We start from the raw sequence: 25,190 nt of genomic DNA on the forward strand, positions 1-25,190 counted from the left end.
GTCATCTCCACTCAAAGCCGCCTTGCTATGAGATCAGGATGATTTTATAAAATCTGCGAGTCAACATGAAATGTGCGGTGGCGATGGACACCCTGACGGAAAGTCGCTCTCAAGCCGAGCGAGCCTATCAGCGCCTGCGCGGCGAGATCCTGCATGGCGACCTCATGCCGGGCGAGCGCCTGCGCGCCAACGACCTGCAGGACCGCTTCCAGCTCGGCCTGACGCCGATCCGCGAGGCTCTGATGCGGCTCTCGACCGAGGGGCTCGTCGCGGCCGAGACGCATCGCGGCGCGCGCGTCACCGAGACCTCGCTTGGCGCCTTCACCGATCTGATGGCGACGCGCCGCGAGATCGAGCGGCTCTGCCTGACCAAGGCGATCGCGCTCGGCGACGCCGCCTGGGAGGCCGAGATCGTCGCGGCCATGCACATGCTCTCGCGCACCCCCCTGCCTGCCTCGCAGGACGACCGCGAGGCGGCGACCTTGTGGGAGGACCGTCACCGGCGCTTCCATGCCGCCCTGGTCACCGCCTGCGGTTCGGACTGGCTGCTGCGCTTCTGGGGCACGCTCGCCGACCATTCCGAGCGCTATCGCAAGATCCGCCTGTTGCACCACCGGGAAGCCCCGGCCGAGGTCCGCGACGTCAACAGCGAGCACGCCGCCATCATGGAAGCCGTGCTGGCGCGAGAGGTGGAGCGCGCCTGCACCCTGCTCGACGCCCATCTCCACGCCACCCAGACCAGCGTCGTGCGCCTGTTGCAGATCGGCCTGGACACCTCCGAGGAGAAGTCCCGATGATTATCCGCTCAGCCGTTCTCGAGGGCGAGGTGCCCGAGGCCGACCGCGCCCATTTCGACCGTCAGATGCGCGAAACCGTGCTGCCAGCTATCCGACGCTATCCCGGCATCCGCGACGTCAAGCTGCGCTGGGCGGCCGAGCAGGAGGCCGGCGCGCCGCCGGTCTATGTCGTCTTCGACCTCCATTTCGACAGCCTGGAGGCGATGCATCAGGCGCTGGCGAGCGAGATCCGGCAGGAGGTGCGGCAGCAACTCGGCACGATCATGCCGCTGTTCCAGGGCCGCGTGTACCATCTGGTGATGAGCCAGGACGCTTGAGCATCAGCAGGAATTTGATCGGGCCTCATCCTGATAGCCAGGCCTGAAACGAAGCCGAGGATTTCAATGGCTCTGCCTTGATCATCTACGCGCCGTCATTCCGGACGCAGCGAAGCGGAGGTCCGGAATCCATCGTAGAGTTCGGTGGCCTCCGATGGATTCCGGATCTGCGCCGCTATCGCGGCTTGTCCGGAATGACGGCGCGGGTGATGGCGAGTAATCGGGGGCCCTTGATATCGCTCGGTTCATTTCAGGCCAGGCTTTGAGGAGCCACGCGCCGGAAAGGCCCCGGTCCGCGCGCACTTCATGGCCGCAGGATGCCGCGAGGCTTCCGACGCTCCCCCTTTTCTGATTGAAGGGAACGCCCGGGCGCGTCGTCGCCCTTTCGCGAAAGCGTCGCAAGAGCGCCCATGTCGATCGTCTTCTCCGCGCTGGTCGCGGCCTTCGTCGGTTTCGCGGCGGCCGTCGCCGTGGTGCTTGCGGCAGCCCAGGCCGTGGGCGCGACGCCGGCCCAGACCGTGTCCTGGATCGCCGGCCTCGCCATCGCCAAGGGCCTCGCCAGCATCTGGCTGTCCTGGCGCCACAAGCTCCCGATCATCTGCGCCTGGTCGACGCCGGGCGCGGCCCTGATCGCGGCGACGAGCGGGCTCGACCTCCCGACCGCCGTCGGCGCCTTCCTGCTCGCGGCCCTCTTGATGATGCTGACCGCGGCGTTCCGCCCGCTCGGCGCGCTGATCGAGCGCATTCCGATGCCGATCGCGGCGGCCATGCTCGCCGGCGTGATCTTCCGCTTCGTCGTCGCGGTGTTCGACGAGATGCGGCTGAGCCCCGCGCTCGTATTGCCCTTGCTGGCGATCTTCCTGCTGGCGCGGTTGATCAACCCGTTCCTCGGCGTCATCGCGGCGCTGGGCGCCGGGCTCATCCTGAGCTTCCTGGGCGGCCTTGCCAGCTGGCCCGCCGGGCCTTTGTCGCTGAGCGGCCTCGAATTCGTCACGCCGCGCTTCGATATTGCCGCCATGCTCGGCGTCGGCGTCCCGCTCTATCTCGTCACCATGGCGGCTCAGAACCTGCCCGGCTTCGCCGTCCTGCGCGCGGCAGGCTATCAGCCGCCGACGACGGCGAGCCTCTTCGTCACCGGCCTGGCCTCCTTCCTCACCGCCCCGTTCGGCGCCCATATGGTCAACATGGCTGCGATCAGCGCCTCGATCTGCACCGGCCCCGACACTCATCCCGACCCGGCCCAGCGCTGGAAGGCCGGCGTCGTCTACGGTTTCCTCTGGCTGGCGATCGCGGCCTGCGCCGGCCTGCTGCTTGCCCTCATCATCGCCATGCCCAAGGCGCTGATCGTGACCGTCGCGGGGCTGGGCCTCGCCGGCTCGCTCACCGGCGCGCTCGGACAGGCCATGTCCTCCGAGAAAGAGCGCTTCGCCGCCGTCCTCGCCTTCGCTGTCGCGGCCTCGAGCCTCTCGCTGTTCGGCGTCGGTTCGGCCTTCTGGAGTCTCGTTATCGGGCTTGGCGTCTTGACATTGGACGCACTCATGGGCCGTTTGCGCGCACGATCATGAGCAACGCACCCACACCCACCCGCCTGATGCTCGTCACCCCGCTTGTCGCGGATGCCGAGGCGATGGCCTTCCGCCTGATGCAGGCCTTCGCCGGCGGCGACGTCGCGGCCGTGCTGCTGCGCCTGTCCGAGGGCGACGAACGCAGCAAGATCGAGCGCGTCAAACGCCTCGTCGGCCCCGTCCAGTCGGCCAATGTCGCGCTCATCGTCGAGGCCCCGGCGCTTGTCGCCACGCGCGGCGGCGCCGACGGTGTCCACCTCACCAACGGGCCGGAAGCCGTCGCCGAGGCGCGCTCCAGCCTGAAGAACGAGCGCATCATCGGCGCCGGGTCGTTGCGCGCGCGCCACGACGCCATGGATATCGGCGAGGCGGGCGTCGACTATGTGATGTTTGGCGAGCCGCGCCCGGACGGCTCATTGCCGCTCTTGGCCGCGGTGATCGAGCGCGCCTCCTGGTGGGCCGAGATCTTCGAGACGCCCTGTGTCGCCTATGCGCCGGACGCCGAATCGATTGCAGCCCTGGTCGAGACCGGAGCGGAATTCGTCGCGCTCGGCGCCTGGGCCTTCGACGAAGCCTGCGACATTCGCGCGCTGGTGACGCAGGCCAATGTCGCCATCGCGGCCCACGCCGCCCGAAAGGCCGCGCGATGAACCGGACCTGCCGCGGCCTCGTGCTCGCCGGCTTGCTCCTGGGAACGACGGCCGCAGCCGGCGCCGCCGAGCCCGATCTGGCTTACGGCGCCTATCAGGCCGGCCATTACCGCCGCGCCCTGGACGAGGCGCTGAAACGCGTCGAGGCCGACAATAACGACGCCGCCGCCATGACCCTGCTCGGCGAGATCTATCGCCTGGGACTCGGCGTGCCCGAAAGCCAGAGGATCGCAACCGAATGGTATGACCGCGCAGCCGCGCGCGGCGACATCAACGCGGCTTATGCACTCGCATCCGCCCTCCTCGACGAGCGCAGCGGCAAGCGCGATCCCGAACGCGCCGGCACGCTGCTGCGCAAGGCCGCCGCCGCCGGCCACCCGGCCGCCAATTACAACCTCGCCCTCGCCTTGCTCGCGACGGGCAAGGAGGAGGACGACAAGCGCGCCGTCTCTTGCCTGGAGATTGCAGCGAATGCCGGTATCGGCGACGCGCTCATGGCGCTCGGCATCCTCGCCAAGCAGGGCCGCGGCCTGCCCCAGAGCGAGGCCAAGGCCGCCGAATGGATGGCCAAGGCATCCCAGGCCGGCAATGTGCCCGGCGAGGTCGAATACGCGATCATGCTGTTCAACGGCACCGGCGTCGCCAAGGACGAGACCGCCGCCGCCAAGCTCTTCCTGCGCGCCGCGAACCAGGGCAACCCGATCGCCCAGAACCGGCTGGCGCGGCTTTACCAGTCCGGCCGCGGCATTGCGCCCGACTCGATCGAGGCCGCAGCCTGGCACCTCGCCGCCCGCGCCCGGGGGCTGGACGATGCCGGTCTCGACCAGCTTTTCGACCGCCTCAGTCACGAGCAGCAGGGCCGCGCCGCGGCGCTCGCCGCGACCCGGATCGAAGGCGCGGCCTTGACGTCGCCCGGCCAGACGAGCAAGTGACCGGCTGAACTTCGAGGCTGACATCTTCAGCCCTCATCCCGAGGAGCCGCTATGCTGCTCCTCGGGATGAGGGCTCGGGACGTTCCAGCCGGCTCTTTTACATCTTGACCGGCGCCGCGACGCCGCCGTTCGACTGCTGCACCCTGAGGTATCGATGATCCGCTCCCCCCTGATGACCGTGATGACGGACGCCGTGATGAAGGCGTCCCGCTCGCTGAAGCGCGATTTCGGCGAAATCGAGAATTTGCAGGTGCTCGCCAAGGGCCCCGGCGATTTCGTCTCCAAGGCTGACACCAAGGCCGAGGAGATCATCCGCGCCGCGCTGGAGAAGGCCCGCCCCGGCTACGGCTTCGTCATGGAGGAGAGCGGCGTCGTCCAGGGCACCGACGAGAGCAACCGCTGGCACATCGACCCGCTCGACGGCACCCACAACTTCCTGCGCGGCATCCCGCACTGGAACATCTCGGTCGCACTCGAGCGCGACAACCAGTTCATCGCCGGCGTGGTCTATGACGCCGCCAAGGACGAGCTCTTCATCGCCGAGAAGGGCAAGGGCGCCTATGTCAACAACCGCCGCATGCGCGTCTCGGGCCGCCGCGAGCCCGCCGAGATGCTGATCGGCATGGGCGTGCCCCATATCGGCAAGGGCGGGCACCCGCTCTTCCTGCACGAGCTGGGCGCGGTGATGACGCGCTTCGCCAATGTCCGGCGCATGGGCTCGGCCGCGCTCGACATCGCCTATGTCGCGGCAGGCCGCATGGACGCCTATTGGGAACGAGGCCTCAACACCTGGGATTTCGCGGCCGGAGCCGTGATGATCCGCGAAGCCGGCGGCACCTTCGGCACGCTCGACGGCAAGCAGCCGACCAGCGCCAAAGACATCATCTGCGGCAATGAAGTCGGCGAACAGTCACTGCGCGCCGCGCTCAAGTCGGCAGGCTGACATATATCTTTGCTCTTTCACGCTTGATCCCGGCGGCGCTGGAGGCGACAGTCCCGCAGGCGGCAAGACCTGAACGGAAGACGAAGCATGGCGGATGAGGGCATAGCGGCCGAGCAGATCACGGTCGCAACGATGCGGGAGGAGACCCGCTTTTCGCGTCCGTTGCGCTATGTCGTCCGCGCGCTCCTGTTTCTCGCGCTGATCGGCTTCCTCGGCTACATCCTGCAAGGCGGTCTCACCACCGCCTTCATGACCAATCCCGGCCTGAACGGCCTGATCCTCGGCTCGCTCTTCGTCGGTGTGCTGATCGCGCTGCGCGAGCTCTGGCGGCTTTACAGCGAGGCCCGCGCCGCCACCCGCCTCGCCGCCGCTCCGCTGCAGGCGGAGGTCCGGCGTCATCAGGTCATCGCCCCGCTCAGCGGCGTGCTGCCTCAGCTCGATCGCGGCAGCCTCGCCCCCGCCCAAGCCTCGACCGTTCTGGAATCGATCGCGGTCAGGCTCGATGACGGCCGCGAGGTCCTGCGCTATCTCGCCGGGCTGCTCGTCTTCCTCGGCCTGCTCGGCACCTTCTGGGGCCTGCTCGACACGGTCTCCTCCGTCGGCTCCGTCATCAAGTCGCTGCGCACCGGCGCGGAAGCCGGCGTGCTCTTCGACGAGCTCAAGGCCGGCCTCGCCGCCCCGCTCGCCGGCATGGGCCTGTCCTTCTCCTCATCGCTCTTCGGCATCGCCGGCTCGCTGATCCTCGGCTTCCTGGAATTGCAGGTCGCCCAGGCCCAGCGCCGCTTCCGCAACGAGATCGAGAGCTGGCTCGGCACACGCACCGCCAGCGCCACGTCGATCACCACCTCCCAGCCCTTCGCCGGCGACGCGCTGAACGACCGCTTCGACAAGCTCAGCGCGGCCATGGCCGAGAGCGGAGCCAACAACCGCGCCGCGACCCAGGCGCTCTCCAACCTCGCCGAGGGCATCCAGGGTCTCGTCCAGCATATGCGCGCGGAGCAGCAGCTCATTCGCGACTGGGTCGAGGCGCAGGCCTCGCGCGAGAAGGACATGAAGCGCCTGATCGAGAGATTGACCGCCGACCACGTCACGGAGCCATGAGCGCGCCGACACGATACGCTCGGAACAACGCCCTGATCCGCAGGAGCCGCTAAGCATGGCCCTTTCCCGCTCCCACCGCCGCGACGACATCAATTTCTGGCCCGGCTTCGTCGATGCGCTCTCGACGATGCTGATCGGCATCGTCTTCCTGCTCTCGGTCTTCGTACTTGGCCAGTTCTTCCTGTCGCAGGAGCTGACCGGCAAGGACACCGCGCTCGACCGCCTCAACCGCCAGATCTCGGAACTGACCGATCTGCTCGCGCTGGAGCGCTCCTCGAACCGGCAGGCGCAGGAAAACCTGAGCCTGTTGCAGTCGACGCTCACGCGCGAGCAGGGCGAACGCAGCCGTGTCCAGGGCCTGCTCAATGCGCAAGCCAGCGACGCGCCGGCCCAGCTCTCCGAAACCCAGAAGGCGCTCGAGAGCGAGAAACAGCTCTCGGCCCGCGCCCAGGCGACGGTCGATCTGGTCAACCAGCAGATTCTGGCGATGCGCCGCCAGCTCGCGGCGCTGGAGCAGGCGCTCAACGCCTCCGAGACCAAGGACAAGGAATCGCAGGCGCGCATCTCCGAGCTCGGCTCCAGGCTGAACGTGGCGCTGGCCCAGCGCGTGCAGGAACTGGCGCGCTACCGCTCCGACTTCTTCGGCCGCCTGCGTCAGGTGCTCGGCACGCGGCCCGACATCCGCGTCGTCGGCGACCGCTTCGTCTTCCAGTCCGAGGTCTTCTTCGACGCCGGCCAGGCCGTGCTCAAGCCGGAAGGTCGCGGCGAACTCGACAAGCTCGCCGCGATCCTGGTCGATCTCGGCCGCGAGATGCCCCCGGATATTCCCTGGATCCTGCGCGTCGACGGCCATACCGACAACCGTCCGATCCGATCGCCGCAATTCCCATCGAACTGGAGCCTCTCGACCGCGCGCGCGGTGGCGGTGGTCGAGTACCTGATCACGCGCGGCCTTCCCAACGACCGCATCGCCGCGACCGGCTTCGGCGAATTCCAGCCGCTTGACGTTGCCAACAACGACGAGGCCTGGCGCCGCAACCGGCGCATCGAGTTCAAGATCACCGAGCGCTGAGACCTTCCTCCTCGCCGCCGATATGCCTTGTTCCCCTAGTTCTGGCCTCTCTCCTTGCTGGAGAGAGTTCTCCGGCACGGCTCCTGCACTTTTCAGAAAGGGGCGCGCGCCCTTCTCCCGTGGCGGGAGAATGTGGCTCGGCTGCAGCGAAAGGGCGCAGGGAACCCTTCTCCCGGATGGGAGAAGGGCAGGGATGAGGGTGTGCCGCTGATTGTTGGGGTTCGGCGGAGCCGCTGTGCTCTCTGATTGGGCGGCACACCCTCATCCGGCGCTCCGCGCCACCTTCCCCATCCGGGAGAAGGGAAGAAGTGTCGCGGCCTTCAGGAAACGGGGTCACTCAGCCTCGGCTCATGGCAACGAGCCAATCGCGCAGGATCGCGGCCTCAGGCGACAGGCCGCCCGCCTCCAGCAGCCAGTACTGCTTGTCCTCGTCCGAGGGCTGCTCGAACAGCGTCGTCAGGCTGCCGCGCTGGAGCTCATCGGCGATGAGCGAGGTCGGGCACAACCCGATGCCCTGCCCGGCGATGACCGAGGCGACCAGGAGGTTGAAGTCAGCAAAGATCGGCCCGCCCCCGATCGGTGCGTTCAGCCCGGCGGCGGCGAACCAGCGCCCCCAGGCGGACTGGGTCTCGTCATGGAGCAGCTCGGTGGCCAGCAGGTCGCGCGCAGCCGCAAAAGGGCCGTGCCGGGCCAGGAATTCGGGCGAGCAGGTCGGGCGCGTGGCCGCGCTGAGGATCGCAATCGCCGCAGCGTCAGGCCTGACGCCGTGCTGGATCAGCAGATCGACGCCGGCCTGGGCCGGACTGCGCGCATCGAGCGCATAGACCAGATTGAGCTGGATATCCGGATAAGCTGCCCGGAACAGCGGCAGCCGCGGAATCAGCCAGCGTGTCGTGACCGAGGGCAGGCAGGCCAGGCTGACCAGGGTCCGGCGCGTCTTCGCGGCGATCTGCCCTGCCGCGAGCGCGATATGCATCAGCCCATGCGAGACGGCGGCGCCGAAATCCCGCCCGGCAGCTGTCAGCGCCACGCCGCGCGGATGACGCAGGAACAGTGGGACGCCCAGCCACAGCTCGAGCGCACGCACATGCTGGCTGACGGCAGCCGCCGTCAGGTTCAGCTCGGCCGCGGCCGCCGCGAAGCTTTCATGGCGGGCAGCCGCCTCGAAGGCGCGCAAGCCGCCAAGGGGAGGATATCTCATGCCGTTTAGACTAAGCCTGACTTGCCCTTAGCACAAGAAAAACGAAGATTGCTCTGGTGTTCCAGTTAGCCTTACTTGGCCTTCCCTGAATCCGGAACCTCGCCGCGATGCCTCTGGTCGACCTCAGCCATGACTTTGCCGACGGCATGCCCGGCTTCTCGCTGCGGCGCGACGGCGAGGTCAAGCAGTTCACCGCCGCGATCAGGCCCTTCGTGACGCATGAGGCCTCCGCACCGTTCTATGACGGCAAGGCCAGCTTCGAGATCACCGAGGTGTTTTTCCAGACCTCGATCGGCACCTATCTCGACGCGCCGCGGCACCGCTGGAAGGAGCGCCGCGACATTGCGGCCTTGAGCCTTGACGAGCTCGTGCTGCCGGGGCTGTGCGTCAGCGTCGCCGCAGCACGCCCTGGCGAGCGCATCGGACTTAGCCGCATCGACCTGCCCGCCGACCTCTCGGGCCTCGCCGTGCTGATCCGCTTCGGCTGGGACGCCCATTGGGGAAAGCCGGCCTATGACGACTATCCCTTCATCGACGCGGATGTGATCGAAGCGCTTCGCGCCCGCGGCGCGCGCCTGCTCGGGGTCGACACAACCAATGTCGACACCCGTCACGATCCAGCGCGGCCGGCCCACTCGATCCTGCTCGGCCAGGATATCCTCATCGTCGAGAATCTGCGCCATCTCGATCGCTTACCGGCATCAGGCTTTCGCTTCTTCGCCATTCCGATCAAGGCGGTCGGCGCGGCCGCCATGACGATCAGGGCCTTCGCCGAAACAGCTTGACGCGGGTGGGAACGAAACATGCCATCTTCACGGATTGGGACCATGCAGGACGCAAAGACGACAGCAGCCCCGGCCGATGCCGCCGAGCGGCGCAGCAAGCCCGCCGTGGTGGTCTATCCCAATGCGACCTTGCCAAGCGTCGACATGGCGATGCTGCAGGCGGCGCGGCAAAGCCTGACCAAGCTCGACGAGGTCATCGTTCCGCCCCGCGACGGGCGCGCCTTCCACGTGCCCAAGGGCCATTTCTTCCGCATCACCAGCATCGAGGGCCCGCAGGTCGGCGACCTCAATCTCTGGAACGCCGACGATCTCTCCGAGCGCTTCTTCAGCGGCAAGACGCGGGCCCTGCACGCGACCCATCTCAACACGGGCGACCGGCTCTGGAGCACCCTGCCCTCATTGCGGCCGATGGCGACGATCACGCATGATACGCTCGGCTGGTATGGCTGGGACGAAGATGGCGGCGGCATCCACGACGTCATCGGCACGCGCTGCGACCCCTACACCAACCGGCTCCTGAGCGGCGGCGACTATCATCATTGCTGCCATTCGAACCTCGCCCGCGCGCTTGGCGCCGCCAAGGGCGTCCCGGCACGCGAGGTCGAGCAGCATGTCCACGATGTGCTCAACGTCTTCATGTGCACCGGCTTCACCCGCGACACGCACCAGTATTTCATGAAGGCGAGCCCGGTCCGCCCGGGTGACTACATCGAGTTCTTCGCCGAGATCGACCTCATCGGCGCGCTCTCGGCCTGCCCCGGCGGCGATTGCAGCGCGAGCCATTCGAGCGACGAGGCTGCCTGCTACCCGCTCAAGGTCGAGATCTTCGCGACCGAATCCGCGCTGCTCACCGGCTGGACGCCGCCGGAGCGCAACGCCTATCCGCGCAGCCATGGCGAGAAGGGTTGAGGCTCTTTCCGTCATTGCGAGGAGGCGAAGCCAAGGAAGCAATCCAGGGGTGTAGCGCTCTACGACACTGGATTGCTTCGCTTCGCTCGCAATGACGGGAGCGAGCGCCGCTACGCCGCCTCCAGCCCGAACTGCAGCGCCGCAAGCCGCGCATAGAGCCCGCCGCGCGCCTTGAGCTCGGCATGCGTCCCATCCTCCACGACGCGCCCCTCATCCATCACCAGGATGCGGTCGGCCGAGAGGATGGTGGCGAGGCGATGGGCGACGACCAGGGTGGTGCGGCCCTGCATCAATCGGTCGAGCGCATCCTGCACTGCCCGCTCGCTCTCGGAATCGAGTGCGCTCGTCGCCTCGTCGAGCAGCAGGATCGGCGCGTCCTTCAGCACCGCGCGCGCGATCGCCAGGCGCTGGCGCTGGCCTCCCGAAAGCGTGACGCCGCGCTCGCCGACGATGGTGTCGTAGCCCTGCGGCAGGCTGCGGATGAAGCCGTCCGCAGCGGCGAGCCGGGCTGCGTTCTCAACCTCGGCGCGGCTCGCTTCGGGCCGGCCATAGGCGATGTTGTCGGCAACGGAGACGCCGAACACCGTCGGCTCCTGCGGCACCAGGGCGAAGCGCTGGCGCCAATCCTCGGGATCGGCCTCCGGCCCGGTGACGCCATCGACGACGACGCTGCCGCTGGCGGGATCGTAGAAGCGCAGCGCCAATTGCAGCACCGTGCTCTTGCCCGCCCCTGAAGGCCCCACCAGCGCGACGCGCTCACCGGGCCGGACCTTGAAGCTGAGCGCATGCAACGCGGACAGGCTGCGGCCGGGATAGGCAAAGGAGACCTGCTCGAAGGAGAGCTCGCCACGCGAAGGCTGCGGCATCGGCCGCGGATTCGGCGGGGCGGCAATGGCGGGCTTCATCGCCAGGATTTCGCCGAGGCGCCCGGCGGCGCCGGCAGCAGCCGAGATCTCGCCATAGACCTCCGAGAGCTGGCCGAGCGAGCTTGCCGCCATCACCGCATAGAGGATGAACTGCGACAGCCGCCCGCCGGTCATGCGGCCCTCGAAAACCTCGGTCGCGCCGGTCCACAAGACCCAGACCACGCTGGCGCTGATCAGGAAGATCGCGACGCCCGAGAGCAGCGCGCGCGAGGCGGTGGCCGAGCGCGAGGCGCCAAAGGCATCGTCCGAGGCCACCGCGAAACGCGCCGCCGTCTGCTGCGACGCCCCGAAGGATTGCATGGTGCGGATCGCACCGACCGCTTCCGAGGCGAAGGCCGAGGCGTCGGCGAGCCGGTCCTGCGCCGCCCGCGCGCGCCGGCGCACCGAGCGGCCCGACAACACCAGCGGCAGGACGATGACCGGGATCGCGGCGATGACGATGGCCGAGAGCTGCGGGCTGGTGAAGATCATCAGGCCGAGCGCGCCGATGACCATGATTCCATTGCGCAGCGCAATCGAGGCCGTGGAGCCGAAGGTCGACTTGATCTGCGTCGTATCGGCGGTGAGCCGCGAGACGAGATCGCCCGCCCGGCTCGAATCGAAGAAGGCGGGCTCGAGCTTGGTCAGATGCGCGAAGACGTCCGAGCGCAGATCGGCGACGATGCGCTCGCCCACCGTCATGACGAGGTAGAAGCGCGCCGAGCTCGCCAGCGCCAGGACCGCGACGATGCCGACGAGGACAAGGAAATAGCTGTTGGCCATTCGCTGCTCGCCGCCGGAAAAGCCGACATCGATGACACGACGCACGGCCAGCGGCAGAATCAGCGTCGCGGCTGAAGCCACCACCAACGCCAGCAAAGCGAGCCCGATCCGGCCCTTCTGGGCCAGCGCATAAGGCCAGAACGAGGAGAGAGAGCGGAAATCAGGCCTCGGTTTGGTATCGTCTTTATTGGCTTCGGCCACGCGTCTTTGTCCTGTCATGCTTGCACTGCCGGCCCGCCTGCGCTATGGCGCTGGCGACTTCACAGACAGGCTCATACGAAATTATTCGACGGGCCGACTATCCATGCCCGCTGATCGAGGCAGGCCCGTTTCTATCGATTGAGGATTTCGCCATGAAGACCGGCATCCATCCCGACTACCACACCATCAAGGTCGTCATGACCAATGGCACGGAATACTTCACCCGTTCGACGCTCGGCAAGGAGGGGGACACCCTCAATCTCGACATCGATCCGACGACGCACCCGGCCTGGACCGGCGGCACGCAGCACATGCTCGACCGCGGCGGCCGCGTTTCGCGCTTCAACTCGCGTTTTGGCGCGTTTGGCGCTCTCGGCAAGAAGTGATTTGGCGGCGATCGGTTCCGATCGCCCCTGATTTCAATCAAAAAGGCCCGGCCAAATCGGCCGGGCCTTTTTGCGTTTCGGCGGCGATTGGTCGCGCCTGCGAGACGGCCAAGAGCCGGATGATTTCAGGCGGGATCACCAAGTGATCCCGCCTGAAATCTGAATCCGTCTCTCATCTAAGAGCGAGAGCAGGATCAATGCGAAAAACCGGTGCCCAGTTTTTCGCATCCTGCGCAAGAGCGTTTTCGAGCGAAGTGGACATCTGTTCGCGTGAAGAAAACGCGTCAAAACAAAGACCTAGAGCAATTGAACGATCCAATTGGATCGAAAATTGCTCTAGCGGCCAAGCCCCAGCCGCGCCTTCAGGTTGGCAAGCTGGTCCTGCACCGGATTGGCCTGCTCCCGGGCCAGGCCGGCGCCCGACATCTGGCCTTCGAGATGGCGGATGCGCTCCTGCAGGCGGACCGAATGCGCCATCAGGTCGCGTAGCGCCTGCGGCAAGCGAGCCACCTCGTCATGGGCCGGCTGCCCCGCAGCGTCGGACATCCTGACCTTGTTGTTCTCGGCACGGGCCTGCTCGGCCGTCATCTCGCCCTCGGCCACGGCACGCTGGACCAGGAGCCAGGAGGCGATCTGCATCAATCGCGTCGTCAGGCGCATGCTCTCGGTGGCGTAGGTCAGCGCGACATCACGCGGCAAGGCCGCCGACTCGGCGCGCCCGTCGCCGTCGAGATAGGATGCCGTCTGCTCGACCAGACCCATGCCCTCGCGAAACAGCAGCATGAAGGCGTCGGATTTGACGAACCCGCGCGCAAAGGAGATCGCGCCATCGTCAACCTGCGGCTCCAGCATCAGCACATCGTTCATCGCGGTGTCCCCCTTCGGCACAACAGCGTTTGCGTCAGGGACGCGGCAACGCTTCAGGCCGACAACACCGCAAGGATAGCGCCGAAGCGCGATCAGGGCTGCGGTAAGATTGGGTTAACCTTAACGGGCTAATGCAGCCCAAAAAAGAGCCGCCCTCAGGCGGCTCGAAGGTCAACAGGGAGGCGTCAAACAGAGTGGGCAGGAGCCACTCGACATCCAGACAAACTGGACAATGCGATTCATACTTTGGAATCGTTAAGAGACCCTTAATGACGCAAGGGCAGAAGGCTGGCTCAATCCGGTTTGCGGAAGAAGGCGTCGGCCGCCGAGCGCGAAGCATCCTTCTTGGCCCGGGCCTCGGCCAGGCGCTCGATCTCGGCCTTCAGCGCCTCGACGCGCTGGTCGATCTCGGCCAGCGACAGCATCGAAAGATCCTGCCCGATTTCATGCACGGATTTTGGCTTCGGACGGTCATCCTCTGGAAAGATCGACATGGTGGCCTCACATTCGACAACTCGACGGCAGCGCAGAGTAGAGCATCGGCTACGAAAAGTGGGAACCGGTTTTCGGAACAAGCCTATGCAAGATCAAAGCACTACGCGCCCGCAACGCCACTCTCGCCCGATGCGCGGGCCGACACGTCCCGCACAGCCCCTCGCTTCAGCCCTTTCGTACAGGACCGGAACCCGATGACTGCCTTGCCCCAGACGATGACCGCAATCGGCTTCGAGGCTCCGGGAGGCCCCGAGGTTCTCCAGGCCCGGAAGCGGCCCGTGCCGCAGCCAGGGCGCGGCGAGGTATTGGTCGCGGTCGCGGCCGCCGGCATCAACCGTCCCGATGTGCTTCAGCGATTGGGCGGATACGCACCACCGCCCGGCGCCTCGGATATTCCCGGCCTTGAGATCGCCGGCACGGTCGTTGCGCTCGGCGAGGGCGCCAGCCGCTTCAAGCTCGGCGACAAGGTCTGCGGGCTCGTCGCCGGCGGCGGCTATGCCGAGTATGCCGTGGTCCACGAAAGCAACGCGCTGTCCGTGCCGGCCGGACTTTCGCTGATCGAGGCGGCTGCCATCCCTGAGACCTATTTCACCGTCTGGACCAACGTCTTCCAGCGCGGCCGCCTGCAGGCCGGCGAGAGCTTCATGGTCCATGGCGGCACATCGGGCATCGGCACCACGGCGATCCAGCTCGCCAAGGCCTTTGGCGCAACGGTGCTGGCGACCGCAGGCTCCATGGAGAAATGCCAGGCCTGCCGCGATCTCGGCGCCGACCATGCGATCAACTACCGCGAGCAGGATTTCGTCACAGCCTCGAAAGAGGCAACTAAAGGACGCGGCGTCGATCTCATCCTCGACATGGTCGGCGGCGACTACATCAACCGCAATTACGACGCCGCGGCCGAGAGCGGCCGCATCGTCCAGATCGCCTTCCTCAACGGTCCCAAGGCGGAGGTCGACTACCGCAGGCTGATGATGAAGCGCCTGACCCATACCGGCTCGACGCTGCGACCGCGCACCATCGCGGAAAAGGCCGGGATCGCAGCCGAGCTCGCGGCCAAGGTCTGGCCGCTGATCGAGGCCGGGCGCTGCAAGCCGGTGATCCACGCGACCTTCCCGCTCGCGGAAGCCGCCGCTGGTCACGCGCTGATGGAAAGCAACGCCCATATCGGCAAGATCGTGCTGACGGTGTGAGGCCCATCGTCAGTGCGAGCACAGCAAAGCAATGACGGGTCGGCTCACGCTTTTCATGGACACCTGCCCCGGCTTTGCCTATAAGCCGCGCCATCCTGTTCATCGTCGATGATTTGGATGGCCGGCCGAGGAGGCCGGTCTGCGCATGAGAGCTATTGTCCGCGACGCTGACCCGGTCTGAGACCGGCTTTCGAGATTCAGGAGACGTCCCGTGTCGAATCCCCCGCTGATGCCGAAGGCCACCGCGGTCTGGCTGGTCGAGAACACGTCCCTGACCTTCGAGCAGATCGCCGAGTTCTGCAAACTCCATCCCCTCGAAGTGCGCGGCATCGCCGATGGCGAAGTCGCCGCCGGCATCAAGGGCCTCGACCCGATCACCTCGGGCCAGCTCACCCGCGAGGAACTCGAGCGCGCCGCCAAGAACCCGAGCCACCACCTCAAGCTCGCCGAGCGCAGGGTGAAGGTGCCGGAGATGAAGAAGTCCAAGGGGCCGCGCTACACGCCGGTCTCCAAGCGCCAGGACCGCCCCAATGCGATCCTCTGGCTGCTGCGCAACCACCCCGAACTCAAGGACGCGCAGATCATCCGCCTGATCGGCACGACCAAGTCGACCATCGCCCAGATTCGCGACCGGACCCACTGGAACGCCCAGACCCTGTCACCGATCGATCCTGTCAGCCTCGGCCTGTGCTCGCAGATCGATCTCGATTTCGAGGTCGGACGCGCCGCCAAGGACCGTCCCGCCGCGATCGCCGAGATCGGCTCGACCCTGCTCCCCGCAGAGGAGACGACCGCGCCGGCGCCCGCGCTCAACCAGACCTTCGCCGATATGGGCAAGCCGAAGCGCCAGGAAGAAGAGGCCATCGACGTCGATTCGGTCTTCTCCAAGCTGAAGCAGCTCAAGCGCCCGGCCGAGGAAGACGAGGAAGACTGAGACCTCTCCTGCCCCGCACCAAGCGGCGGCGGGTTCAGGAGACGCCCGCACCGGTGAAAACCGGCAGCCATCTCCTGGAATCGAGCGTTTCCTAGGTTCAAGCCTGTCCTAGAGCATTTCCGCGTTTCTTCGAATCGCGAAAATGCTCTAGCTCATTGTTTTGACGCATTTTCTTCACGCGAACCGGTGTCCACTTCGCTCGAAAATGCTCTAGGTTCAAGCAACCTGGCGGGCCATTCCCCTTGCAACGGGGATTGGCCCGCTTTCCATTTTGAAGCGGGAGGTCAGGCGCGCCAGCGCCTGCGCGGTCTCGACCATGTCGCCGGCGGCAGTAGCAGTCCGGCTCGCCGCCTGGGCGTTGTCCTGCGTCAGGACATCCATCTGCCGCACCGCGCGCTCGATCTCGCCGACGCCCTGCGCCTGCTCGCGCGTCGCCTGGCTGATCTCTTCGAAGGCCTCCGCCACGGAACCGGCATCGCTGGAGACCACGTCCAGATTGGAGCCGGCCTCGCGCACGAGCTTCACGCCTTCGTCGACATGCGCCTTGGTCTCGCTGATCAGCGTGCGGACGTCGCGCGCGGCATCCGCCGATTGCTGCGCGAGACGCCGGACCTCGGTCGCGACGACCGCGAAGCCCCGGCCGCCCTCGCCGGCACGCGCCGCCTCGACGGAGGCGTTCAGCGCCAGGAGATTGGTCTGGAAAGCAAGACCGTCCATGACACCGACGATATCGACGATCCGCTTCGCCTGCTCGTCGATCCGGTCGATCGCCTCGATGGCGCGGCCGGCCACCGCGACGCCCGCGCCGGCATTGTCGGCAGCCTTGCGCGCCTTCTCCCGGGCGGCGAGCATCATCTCGTCAGTGAGGCGAATCGTTGAAGCCATCTGCTCGACCACCGCGGAGGTTTCCTCCAGCGAGGCCGCCTGGCTCTCGCCGCGCCCGGAAAGATCGCGCGTTGCCGCCAGAATCTCATCGGCCGCCCGATGCGTGGCGGAGGCGCTGCGCGTCACCGCCGTCAGCGCCGTCCCGAGCGCCTCGGTCGAGCGGTTGAAATTACCCGCGACGGCGGCAAGCCGGCCCTCGAAGCGCTCCGCCATGCGCACCGTCAGGTCCCCGGTCGCAAGCGCCGCAAGCGCGCGGTCCGTCTCATCGAGAAAGCTCTCGCAGGCGCCGGTCAATTCATCGACGCCCTGGACCAGCGAGCCCAGCCGCCCCAATTCGGAATTCTGCGCGGTGCGGACCGAGAAATCGCCGCGCTTGGCCGCCTCGACGACCGCGCCGACCGCCACCAGCAACTGCTCCTCCACCACGGCGCGTTGCTCGTCGGCAAGAGCGGCTTCGCGGCGAACCTGGCTTTCCCGCATCTGATTGGCGACCGCCTCGTCGCTGGCCGAATCCGCAATCTTCAGCGCCGATTCCAGGCGCAGCGCCAGCCAGACCAGGGCCCCGGCCTCGGCAAGCAGGATCACCGCATGCACAACCACCCGCGCGAACTCGGCCCCATCGGGGAAGACGGCCAGCGGGTAGACCATGTTGAGGAGGAGATGGTGCAGCGCCACCACCATTGTCGCGGTCAAGATGACGCGCCAGCAGCACCAGGCCGTGGTGACGGCGAGCGCCGCGAAGAAAGCCATATGCATGTCGATCTGGTAGCGCGTGCCCTCGCAGGAGAAGACCAGCAGCGCGACCTGGCCGCAGAGCGAAACCGTCGAGGTGATGCGGGTCGAGAGGCCGGTCCGGTCCTGGAACCAGGCCAGCGCGCTTATGCCGGCGAGCAAGGCGGACACGGCCGCGATCGCGAGCCATGCGGGGTGTCCGGCGAACCAGGCCGCCAGCGTCGTCAGCGGGACCAGCGCCCATTGCCCCAGCATCAAGGGCGTCGTGAAGGTCCGGCGAATGGCGTCGAGACTGCGGCTCACCGGCGTCGTCCTTCGTGCAAGGGTATCAAGAGCGCGTGGATTGTGCGAGGCAGCCGCCACGGCCGCCGCCATCGAGAACGAGCATGGCGCCGGCGCTGTAGAGGCGGGCGCTGAAGCCTGGCTGCTCGGAGCGTGCGATCAGGCCGAAGGCGCCGAAACGCGACAGGATCGCGCCATCGGCCAGCGCCACAGCTTCTGCCGCATCGCTCGCGCTCGCCGCCAGGACGATGACCGTGGCCCGGTCGCGCGGGGCCAGGAACAGGGCAAGCGGCGCCAGCACGGCGACGAGCGCAGGCAGGAGCGGTCTGACGATATGCCTGGCGACCATCACGAAGAGCCCCACGGCGCAATCCAGCGCCCGGAGACCTTGCCATCTACCCGTAAATTCAACGTAAAGTTGCATGAAATGCAGACTGAAACGGGAGGCCTCCGCGTCGTCCGGCTTGCGGAGACGCGCGCGGCCTGACAGCCTCGCGCCATGATGGACAACAGCCTAGCCTTCACCTTCCTCGGCACCGGCGCGCCGCCAGTCAGCCTGCGCCGCGCCGGCCCCTCGCACCTGGTCGAGGCGGCGGGGTGCAAGGTCCTGGTCGATTGCGGCTCGGGCGTCAGCCAGCGGCTCGTCGCGGCGGGACATCGCGGCGCCGATATCGACTTGCTGATCGTCACCCATGAGCACTCCGACCATCTCGTCGACTTCTACCAGCTCGTCGTCTCGTCCTGGCATCAGGGCCGCAGCAAGCCCTGGCGCGTCATGGCCCCGGCCCCGGCGCTCGCCAATATGCGCGCGCAATACGAGGCCTTCGCACGCGAGCGCTCACTTCGCATCGCCTTCGAGAAGCGACCGGACGCCACGGGGCTGGAGGTCATCTTCGAGGAGCTACATGAAGGCGCCGTCGCAGGCCTCGGTGACCTCGCCATCCATGCTTTTCTCGTCGATCACAAACCGGTCGAACCGGCCTTCGGCCTCTCCGCCGCGCATGGCGGCAGCCGCATCGTCTTCTCCGGCGACACGCGGCTGACACCCTCGCTGGAACGGGCGGCGCAGGGCTGCGACCTGCTCGTCTGCGAGGTCTTCATCTCGAGCCAGATGCCGGTCGTCGCGGGTGTCCGTTCCGCCGAGACCGTCGCCTCGGTCCAGAGCTATCACATGACACCGGAGGTGGTGGCGGGACTGGCGCTGCGCTCGGGCGCAAAAGCGCTGGCGCTGACCCATCTCGTGCCACCCGCCGCCGACACCGCCGCGCTCGCCCGCGAGGTCAGGCAGGCAGGCTATGCCGGCCCGCTGGTCGTCGGCGAGGACCTGATGCGGCTGGAGTGGCCGGAGCGGCTGCTGAACTGGAATGGCGCGACGATCGGGTTGTGACCGTCATTCCGGGGCGCGCCGAAGGCGCGAACCCGGAATGACACGCCCCTACCCCAGCCCCCTGCCCTTCAAGGCGAGACCGATCTCGCCCAGCACGGCGGGATCCTCGATCGTCGCCGGCATTGCATAATCCTCACCATCGGCGATCTTCTTCATCGTGGCGCGCAGGATCTTGCCCGAGCGCGTCTTCGGCAACCGGTTCACCGTCAAGGCCAGCTTGAAAGCCGCCACCGGTCCAATCCTGTCGCGCACCAACGCCACCAGCTCCCGCTCAATCTCGGCCGGGCTCTGGGTCACGCCGGATTTCAGCACGACAAAGCCGCAGGGCTGCTCACCCTTGAGCGCGTCCTTGATGCCGACCACGGCGCATTCCGCCACGGCCGGATGCGAGGCCAGCACCTCCTCCATGCCGCCGGTCGAGAGCCGGTGGCCGGCGACATTGATGATGTCATCGGTGCGGCCCATGATGAAGACATAGCCGTCGGCGTCGATGAAGCCGGCATCCGAGGTGTTGTAGTAGCCGGGGAAGGCTGTGAGATAGCTCTCCCGGAAACGCGCCTCGTCCTGCCAGAGCGTCGGCAGGGCGCAGGGCGGCAGCGGCAGCTTGACCACGATCGCCCCCATTGTCCCGGCTGGGGCCGGCCGGCCGCCCTCATCCAGACACTGCACGTCGTAACCCGGCAGCGGCACGGTCGGCGAGCCAGGCTTGACCGGCAGCAGTTCGAGCCCGATCGGATTGCCGACGATGCAGGAGCCGGTCTCGGTCTGCCACCAATGGTCGATCACCGGAACCTTCAGCACCTCCTCCGCCCATTTCAGCGTATCGGGATCGGCCCGCTCGCCGGCCAGGAACAACGCCCGGAAATGCGACAGATCGTGACCGGCAAGATGTTTCGCCTGCGGATCCTCCTTGCGGATCGCCCGGAAGGCAGTCGGCGCGGTAAAGAGCGCGACCGCCTTGTGCTCGGCGATGACCCGCCAGAACGCACCGGGATCGGGCGTACCGACCGGCTTGCCCTCGTAGAGAACAGTCGTCGCGCCCTGCAGCAGCGGCCCGTAGACGATATAGCTGTGACCGACGACCCAGCCGACATCGGATGCGGTGAACATCACCTCGCCGGGCTTCACATCGTAGAGATTGTCCATCGTCCATTTCAACGCGACCATATGGCCGCCATTGTCGCGCACCACGCCCTTGGGACGGCCGGTCGTGCCGGAGGTGTAGAGCACATAGAGCGGGTCGGTCGCGGCGACCTCGACGCACTCAGCCTTGCGGCCGGCGGCCTTGGCGGCGGCCGTCAGCGTGCGCCAGTTCCTGTCGCGGGTGACATGCATCGAGGCGTCGGCCTGCGGCCGTTGCAGCACGAGGCAATGCTGCGGCTTGTGCTGCGCCAGGTCGATCGCGGCGTCGAGCAGCGGCTTGTATTCGACAACGCGGCTCGGCTCGATGCCGCAGGTCGCCGTCAGGATGAGCTTGGGCGTCGCGTCATCGATGCGCGTCGCCAGCTCCTTGGCCGCGAAGCCGCCGAACACCACCGAATGCACCGCCCCGATCCGCGCGCAGGCGAGCATGGCGAAGGCTGCCTCCGGGATCATCGGCATGTAGAGGATGACGCGGTCGCCCCTGCCGACGCCGAGATCCTGCAGGACGGCTGCCAGCGTCGCGACCTCGTCGAGCATCTCGGCATAGCTGAAGGCGGCCTTGGTCCCCGTGAGCGGGCTGTCATGGATCAAGGCCGGCTGTGCGCCCCGGCCGTCGCGGACATGCCGGTCGAGCGCGTTGAAGCAGGTGTTGCAGCTCGCATCGGGGAACCAGCGGCCATAGGCTCCCTGCGTCGCGTCAAAAATCGCCTTGGGCGGCTTGATCCATTCGACGGCCTGGGCGGCCTGCGCCCAGAATCCCTCCGGATCGGCCTGCCAGCGGGCATAGGTCTCGGCATAGCCGCTTGCATGTGGGGCATTCATGGAACGCGTATCCTCTTCGCCCTGTTCTGGCCTACACCCCGCAGATCAACCGGCAGCGGCAGGAGGCTTATTTTGGGCGGGATCGTGAGCATTCGCCCCCTCTGGCGCAAGCGTCTGGCCGTCAGACTTTCGCCCAGCAATGAATCCCCCGTGCCGTCCTTGCGCCGCGCCGCGGCGAGCACTGCGGGCTGATGATCCTCGATCCTGCCTTCTTCGCCGCGATGGTGCCCGCCGTCATCCTGATGGGCCTGTCGAAAGGCGGCTTCTCGGGGCTCGGCCTGTTGTCCCTGCCCTTGATGGCGCTCGTCGTCTCGCCGGTCCAGGCGGCGGCGATCATGCTGCCGCTGCTGATCTCGCAGGATGTGGTGACGGTCTGGTCCTATCGCCGCGAATTCGACCGCCGCAATCTCGCAACGCTGCTGCCCGGCGCGCTGCTGGGCATCCTCGCCGGCTATCTGCTGGCGGCAAAAGTCTCGGACGCGGCCGTGGGGCTCGCGATCGGGCTGATCTCGATGGGTTTCGCACTGCGCCGCATGCTGAGCGACGGCAAAGCGGCAGCGCCGGTGACGCAGGCGAGCTACCTCGCCGGCTCGTTCTGGGGCGCGCTCTGCGGTTTCGCCAGCATGATCGCCCATGCCGGCGGCCCGCCCTTCCAGATCTATGTCATGCCGCAGCGCCTGGCCCCTGCCGTCTTCGTCGGCACGGGCGCGATCTTCTTCGCCATGCTCAACCTGATCAAGCTCGGCCCCTATCTCGCGCTCGGGCAGTTCACCACGGCGAACCTCACCGCCTCGGCTGCGCTGTTTCCGGTCGCGATCGTCTCGACCATCGCTGGCGTCTGGCTGGTGCGCCGCGTGCCGGCCGAGCGCTTCTACACGATCATCTACTGGCTGCTGCTCGCAGTCGGGGGCAAGCTCGTCTTCGACGGCGTGCGCGGGCTGCATCTCTTGGGTTGAAGCCCGCGCTGATTGCGCCCTCTGGGAAAAAGGGATGGATTACCCGCAAGAGCAGGATGCGAAAAAGTGGGCACCGGTTTTTCGCATTGATCCTGCTCTCGCTCTTAGATGAGAGACGGATTCAGATTTCAGCTGGGATCACTTGGTGATCCCAGCTGAAATCATCCGGCTCTAGGCTAGCAGGGGCTAAGGCTGCGGCACGGCCGAGGGAGACGACGCCACCATGACCACCAGCGCCTATGACACCGACCTCGACCGCAACCCGGCGAATTTCCAGCCGCTGACGCCTGTGACCTTCCTGGAGCGCGCCGCGAGCGTCTTCCCCGCGCAGGCCGCGATCATCCACGGCCCGCTGCGCCGCAGCTATGCCGAGTTCTACGCCCGCGCGCGCCGCCTCGCCTCGGCACTTGCGAAGCACGGCATCGGCAAGAACGACACCGTCGCAGCGATGCTGCCCAACACGCCTGCCATGCTCGAATGCCATTACGGCGTGCCGATGTGCGGCGCCGTGCTCAACACGTTGAACACGAGGCTCGACGCCGCGATCATCGCCTTCTCGCTCGACCATGGTGAGGCCAAGGTCGTGATCGCCGACCGCGAATTCTCCAGGACGATCAAAGAGGCGCTGGCGCTGTGCACGGTGAAGCCGCTCGTCATCGATTATGACGACCCGGTTTATGACGGGCCCGGCGAGCGCGTCGGCGCGATCGAATACGAGGACTTCCTTGCAACCGGCGACGCCGATTTCGCCTGGACGATGCCATCGGACGAATGGGACGCGATCGCGCTGAACTACACCTCCGGCACCACCGGCGACCCCAAGGGCGTGGTCTACCATCATCGCGGCGCGAGCCTGCTCGCCACCTCGAATGTCATCACCGGCAGCATGGGCAGGCACCCGGTCTATCTCTGGACGCTGCCGATGTTCCACTGCAACGGCTGGTGCTTTCCCTGGACGATCTCGATCCTGGCCGGTACCCATGTCTGCCTGCGCCAGGTCCGCGCCAAGGCGATGTATGACGCGCTCGCCGACCACCACGTCACCCATCTTTGCGGCGCGCCGATCGTGATGTCGACGCTGCTCAATGCCCGGCCGGAGGAGCAGCGCAACTTCTCGCAAAAGGTCGCCTTCTTCACCGCCGCGGCCCCGCCGCCGGAAGCCGTGCTCGGCGCGATGAAGCAAGCCGGTTTCGAGGTCACCCATCTCTACGGTTTGACCGAATGCTACGGCCCGGCGGTCGTCAACGAATGGAACCGGGACTGGGACGCATTGCCGGCCTCCGATCAGGCGACGCTGAAGGCGCGTCAGGGCGTCCGTTACCCGGCACTGGAAGGCCTCGACGTGCGCGATCCCGAGACGATGGAGCCGGCGCCGCATGACGGCACGACGCTCGGCGAGGTGATGATGCGCGGCAATGTCGTGATGAAGGGCTATCTCAAGAACCCGACGGCGACCAAGGCGGCCTTCGAAGGCGGCTGGTTCCACACTGGCGATCTCGGCGTGCGCTATGCCGACGGCTATATCCAGCTCAAGGACCGCTCCAAGGACATCATCATCTCGGGCGGCGAGAATATCTCCTCTATCGAGGTCGAGGACGCGCTCTACAAGCACCCGGCCGTGCAGACGGCAGCCGTGGTGGCCAGGCCCGATGAGAAATGGGGCGAGACCCCTTGCGCGTTCGTCGAGCTCAAGCCGGGACAGAGCGTGACCGAGGCCGAGATCATCACCTGGTGCAAGGGCCTGCTCGCCTCGTTCAAATGCCCGCGCACCGTGGTCTTCGTCGAGGTGCCCAAGACCTCGACGGGCAAGATCCAGAAGTTCAGGTTGCGGGAGATGGCGCGCGCGCTCTGAACCCTGCGCTGCCTCTATCGGCAAGGCTACAGCAGAACTCCCACCGTTCGGCCGGAGTGGCCGAACGGGGCAAAACGGCGCCGGAGCGATGGGCGGCGAAACCCTGCCGCCAAGCGGCGCCCACCTCGATCGATGGCGCTTTAAGCCGGGGCGCGGCTGAGGCTGCCGTCGGGTGTGTAGCGATCGACCGCCTCCGGAAGCACGCGCGCAAGCCGTTCCAGCAGCTCCGCGCGCGACAGCCCGGTCTGACGCGCGATCGCGTCGAGAGCCTCGGGCCCGAGAACCTGCTCCAGATCGCCCGGCGCGACCGCCTTGTTGGGACCCGGCTGCACCCAGGAATCGGCCTTGTCGCCCTGCCCTGCCTGTTTGAAGCGGTCGACGAGTTCGCCGAGCCCGCTATTGAGCATAGCCCCGGCCCCGCCGGCACCCAGCAGGCCGCCGAGACTGCCGAGAAGGCCGCCACTCCCCTGGGGCGCGGCTCCAGCCTGCCCCTGCTGCGGCGCAGGGACTTGCCCGGCGACCTGCCCGGCATCAGGCTGACCTCGCCCGCCGAGCCATTCGGCGATCTTGTCGCGGTTCTGGTAGCCGGCGACGGCAAGAAGTCCGAGAAGGGCGGTCATCGACGGAAAGCCGCCGCTGCTGTTGTCATCACTCACGGCACTAACTCCTGTTTCGGGATGAAATCGCGCCGATCAGACAGCGCGGTTGCGGCCGCTGATCATGCCCCAGACCAGAAGCACGACGATCGCGCCGACAATGGCGCCGATCAGCCCCGCTCCCTGGCCCGGCGCGTACCAGCCGAGCGACTGGCCGAGATAAGTCGCGACGAAAGCCCCTATGATTCCGAGGATCGTCGTCAGCACGAAGCCTGAAGGCTCGTTCGGGCCCGGCATGATGAACTTCGCGACGATGCCGGCGATGAAACCGACGATGATGGTCCAGACGATACCCAAGACAGCCTCCCTCGCTTCCGCACGCCCCCTCAACATCCGACGCAGAAAGAAGTTCCGGCCCTCCCGCACTCCGCCGGCGGGGATTTCGACGCCATCTGGGGACGGCCCGCTTCCGCCGGGCTTCGCCAATGAAAAACCGGCC

General features: G+C 66.9%; 25 protein-coding genes. 16 read left to right on the forward strand and 9 right to left on the reverse strand.

Going from position 1 to position 25,190, the window contains the following annotated elements:
• Positions 1–83: 83 nt before the first annotated feature.
• The 8 genes from BHK69_RS28110 (at position 84) to BHK69_RS28145 (ending at position 7,377) form a co-directional block, all read left to right on the forward strand.
• Complete coding sequence (locus BHK69_RS28110; protein ID WP_069692987.1) at positions 84–797, forward strand: GntR family transcriptional regulator; 714 nt, start codon at positions 84–86, stop codon at positions 795–797.
• Positions 794–1,114: an EthD family reductase gene (locus BHK69_RS28115; RefSeq protein WP_069692988.1), complete on the forward strand. Its 321-nt coding sequence runs from the start codon at positions 794–796 to the stop codon at positions 1,112–1,114. Before BHK69_RS28110 ends, BHK69_RS28115 begins: the two co-directional genes overlap by 4 nt.
• A gap of 410 nt (positions 1,115–1,524) precedes the next feature.
• Complete coding sequence (locus tag BHK69_RS28120) at positions 1,525–2,679, forward strand: benzoate/H(+) symporter BenE family transporter (protein WP_069692989.1); 1,155 nt, start codon at positions 1,525–1,527, stop codon at positions 2,677–2,679.
• Positions 2,676–3,329 (forward strand): thiamine phosphate synthase, encoded by a 654-nt coding sequence (locus BHK69_RS28125; RefSeq protein WP_069692990.1) that lies wholly within the window; start codon positions 2,676–2,678, stop codon positions 3,327–3,329. The genes BHK69_RS28120 and BHK69_RS28125 overlap by 4 nt, the downstream gene beginning before the upstream one ends.
• Positions 3,326–4,261: a tetratricopeptide repeat protein gene (locus tag BHK69_RS28130; RefSeq protein WP_069692991.1), complete on the forward strand. Its 936-nt coding sequence runs from the start codon at positions 3,326–3,328 to the stop codon at positions 4,259–4,261. The genes BHK69_RS28125 and BHK69_RS28130 overlap by 4 nt, the downstream gene beginning before the upstream one ends.
• Before the next feature lie 154 nt (positions 4,262–4,415).
• Positions 4,416–5,204 carry an inositol monophosphatase family protein gene (locus BHK69_RS28135; RefSeq protein WP_069692992.1) on the forward strand — a complete coding sequence of 263 codons (789 nt, stop codon included), beginning with the start codon at positions 4,416–4,418 and terminating at the stop codon, positions 5,202–5,204.
• Positions 5,205–5,336: 132 nt separating this feature from the next.
• Positions 5,337–6,305 carry a flagellar motor protein MotA gene (locus tag BHK69_RS28140; protein WP_069694031.1) on the forward strand — a complete coding sequence of 323 codons (969 nt, stop codon included), beginning with the start codon at positions 5,337–5,339 and terminating at the stop codon, positions 6,303–6,305.
• Between the two features lie 55 nt (positions 6,306–6,360).
• On the forward strand, positions 6,361–7,377 hold the full coding sequence (locus tag BHK69_RS28145; RefSeq protein ID WP_069692993.1) for a peptidoglycan -binding protein: 1,017 nt from the start codon (positions 6,361–6,363) through the stop codon (positions 7,375–7,377).
• A gap of 337 nt (positions 7,378–7,714) precedes the next feature.
• Here BHK69_RS28145 and BHK69_RS28150 read toward each other — a convergent pair whose 3' ends face one another.
• Positions 7,715–8,578, reverse strand: a complete 864-nt coding sequence (locus tag BHK69_RS28150) for a LysR substrate-binding domain-containing protein (protein WP_069692994.1) — start codon at positions 8,576–8,578, stop codon at positions 7,715–7,717.
• Between the two features lie 107 nt (positions 8,579–8,685).
• Here BHK69_RS28150 and BHK69_RS28155 point away from each other — a divergent pair, with 107 nt between their 5' ends.
• Both BHK69_RS28155 and BHK69_RS28160 read left to right on the forward strand, forming a co-directional pair.
• Entirely contained in the window at positions 8,686–9,363 is a 678-nt protein-coding gene (locus BHK69_RS28155) for a cyclase family protein (RefSeq protein WP_069692995.1), read from the forward strand.
• A gap of 42 nt (positions 9,364–9,405) precedes the next feature.
• Entirely contained in the window at positions 9,406–10,272 is an 867-nt protein-coding gene (locus BHK69_RS28160) for an urea carboxylase-associated family protein (protein ID WP_069692996.1), read from the forward strand.
• A 110-nt stretch (positions 10,273–10,382) separates the two neighbouring features.
• Here the strand turns inward: BHK69_RS28160 and BHK69_RS28165 are convergent, their stop codons facing one another.
• Positions 10,383–12,179 carry an ABC transporter transmembrane domain-containing protein gene (locus BHK69_RS28165; protein WP_083269727.1) on the reverse strand — a complete coding sequence of 599 codons (1,797 nt, stop codon included), beginning with the start codon at positions 12,177–12,179 and terminating at the stop codon, positions 10,383–10,385.
• A 134-nt stretch (positions 12,180–12,313) separates the two neighbouring features.
• On the opposite strand from BHK69_RS28165, the gene rpmE reads away from it, so the two are divergent.
• Entirely contained in the window at positions 12,314–12,547 is a 234-nt protein-coding gene (rpmE, locus tag BHK69_RS28170; protein WP_069692997.1) for a 50S ribosomal protein L31, read from the forward strand.
• A 336-nt stretch (positions 12,548–12,883) separates the two neighbouring features.
• On the opposite strand, the gene rcdA is transcribed toward rpmE, so the two are convergent.
• Entirely contained in the window at positions 12,884–13,414 is a 531-nt protein-coding gene (gene rcdA, locus BHK69_RS28175) for a protease adaptor protein RcdA (protein WP_342029740.1), read from the reverse strand.
• 293 nt (positions 13,415–13,707) lie between these two features.
• Positions 13,708–13,908 (reverse strand): DUF1192 domain-containing protein, encoded by a 201-nt coding sequence (locus tag BHK69_RS28180; RefSeq protein WP_069692998.1) that lies wholly within the window; start codon positions 13,906–13,908, stop codon positions 13,708–13,710.
• Between the two features lie 195 nt (positions 13,909–14,103).
• Here BHK69_RS28180 and BHK69_RS28185 point away from each other — a divergent pair, with 195 nt between their 5' ends.
• The gene (locus tag BHK69_RS28185; RefSeq protein ID WP_069692999.1) at positions 14,104–15,102 is read left to right on the forward strand and encodes an NAD(P)H-quinone oxidoreductase; all 999 of its coding nucleotides are present in this window, start codon (positions 14,104–14,106) and stop codon (positions 15,100–15,102) included.
• Between the two features lie 211 nt (positions 15,103–15,313).
• Positions 15,314–16,036, forward strand: coding sequence for a DUF1013 domain-containing protein (locus tag BHK69_RS28190; protein ID WP_069693000.1), 723 nt, complete (start codon positions 15,314–15,316; stop codon positions 16,034–16,036).
• A gap of 216 nt (positions 16,037–16,252) precedes the next feature.
• Here the strand turns inward: BHK69_RS28190 and BHK69_RS28195 are convergent, their stop codons facing one another.
• Complete coding sequence (locus BHK69_RS28195; protein WP_069693001.1) at positions 16,253–17,956, reverse strand: methyl-accepting chemotaxis protein; 1,704 nt, start codon at positions 17,954–17,956, stop codon at positions 16,253–16,255.
• A 25-nt stretch (positions 17,957–17,981) separates the two neighbouring features.
• A complete protein-coding gene (locus BHK69_RS28200) occupies positions 17,982–18,299 on the reverse strand; it encodes a hypothetical protein (RefSeq protein ID WP_069693002.1) in 318 nt (105 codons plus the stop codon).
• A 135-nt stretch (positions 18,300–18,434) separates the two neighbouring features.
• Here BHK69_RS28200 and BHK69_RS28205 point away from each other — a divergent pair, with 135 nt between their 5' ends.
• Complete coding sequence (locus BHK69_RS28205; RefSeq protein ID WP_199578999.1) at positions 18,435–19,322, forward strand: MBL fold metallo-hydrolase; 888 nt, start codon at positions 18,435–18,437, stop codon at positions 19,320–19,322.
• Positions 19,323–19,370: 48 nt separating this feature from the next.
• Here BHK69_RS28205 and BHK69_RS28210 read toward each other — a convergent pair whose 3' ends face one another.
• On the reverse strand, positions 19,371–21,287 hold the full coding sequence (locus BHK69_RS28210; protein ID WP_069693003.1) for a propionyl-CoA synthetase: 1,917 nt from the start codon (positions 21,285–21,287) through the stop codon (positions 19,371–19,373).
• Positions 21,288–21,478: 191 nt separating this feature from the next.
• Between BHK69_RS28210 and BHK69_RS28215 the strand changes: the two genes are divergently transcribed.
• Together BHK69_RS28215 and BHK69_RS28220 are read left to right on the forward strand one after the other, a co-directional pair.
• The gene (locus BHK69_RS28215) at positions 21,479–22,243 is read left to right on the forward strand and encodes a sulfite exporter TauE/SafE family protein (protein ID WP_069693004.1); all 765 of its coding nucleotides are present in this window, start codon (positions 21,479–21,481) and stop codon (positions 22,241–22,243) included.
• A 223-nt stretch (positions 22,244–22,466) separates the two neighbouring features.
• Positions 22,467–24,095, forward strand: coding sequence for an acyl-CoA synthetase (locus BHK69_RS28220; RefSeq protein ID WP_069693005.1), 1,629 nt, complete (start codon positions 22,467–22,469; stop codon positions 24,093–24,095).
• A gap of 140 nt (positions 24,096–24,235) precedes the next feature.
• On the opposite strand, the gene BHK69_RS28225 is transcribed toward BHK69_RS28220, so the two are convergent.
• Both BHK69_RS28225 and BHK69_RS28230 read right to left on the reverse strand, forming a co-directional pair.
• The gene (locus BHK69_RS28225) at positions 24,236–24,715 is read right to left on the reverse strand and encodes a YidB family protein (protein WP_069694034.1); all 480 of its coding nucleotides are present in this window, start codon (positions 24,713–24,715) and stop codon (positions 24,236–24,238) included.
• A gap of 72 nt (positions 24,716–24,787) precedes the next feature.
• Positions 24,788–25,048: a GlsB/YeaQ/YmgE family stress response membrane protein gene (locus tag BHK69_RS28230; RefSeq protein ID WP_069693006.1), complete on the reverse strand. Its 261-nt coding sequence runs from the start codon at positions 25,046–25,048 to the stop codon at positions 24,788–24,790.
• Between the last annotated feature and the right edge of the window lie 142 nt (positions 25,049–25,190).

The organism is Bosea vaviloviae (assembly GCF_001741865.1).
Classification (GTDB): Bacteria; Pseudomonadota; Alphaproteobacteria; order Rhizobiales; family Beijerinckiaceae; genus Allobosea; species Allobosea vaviloviae.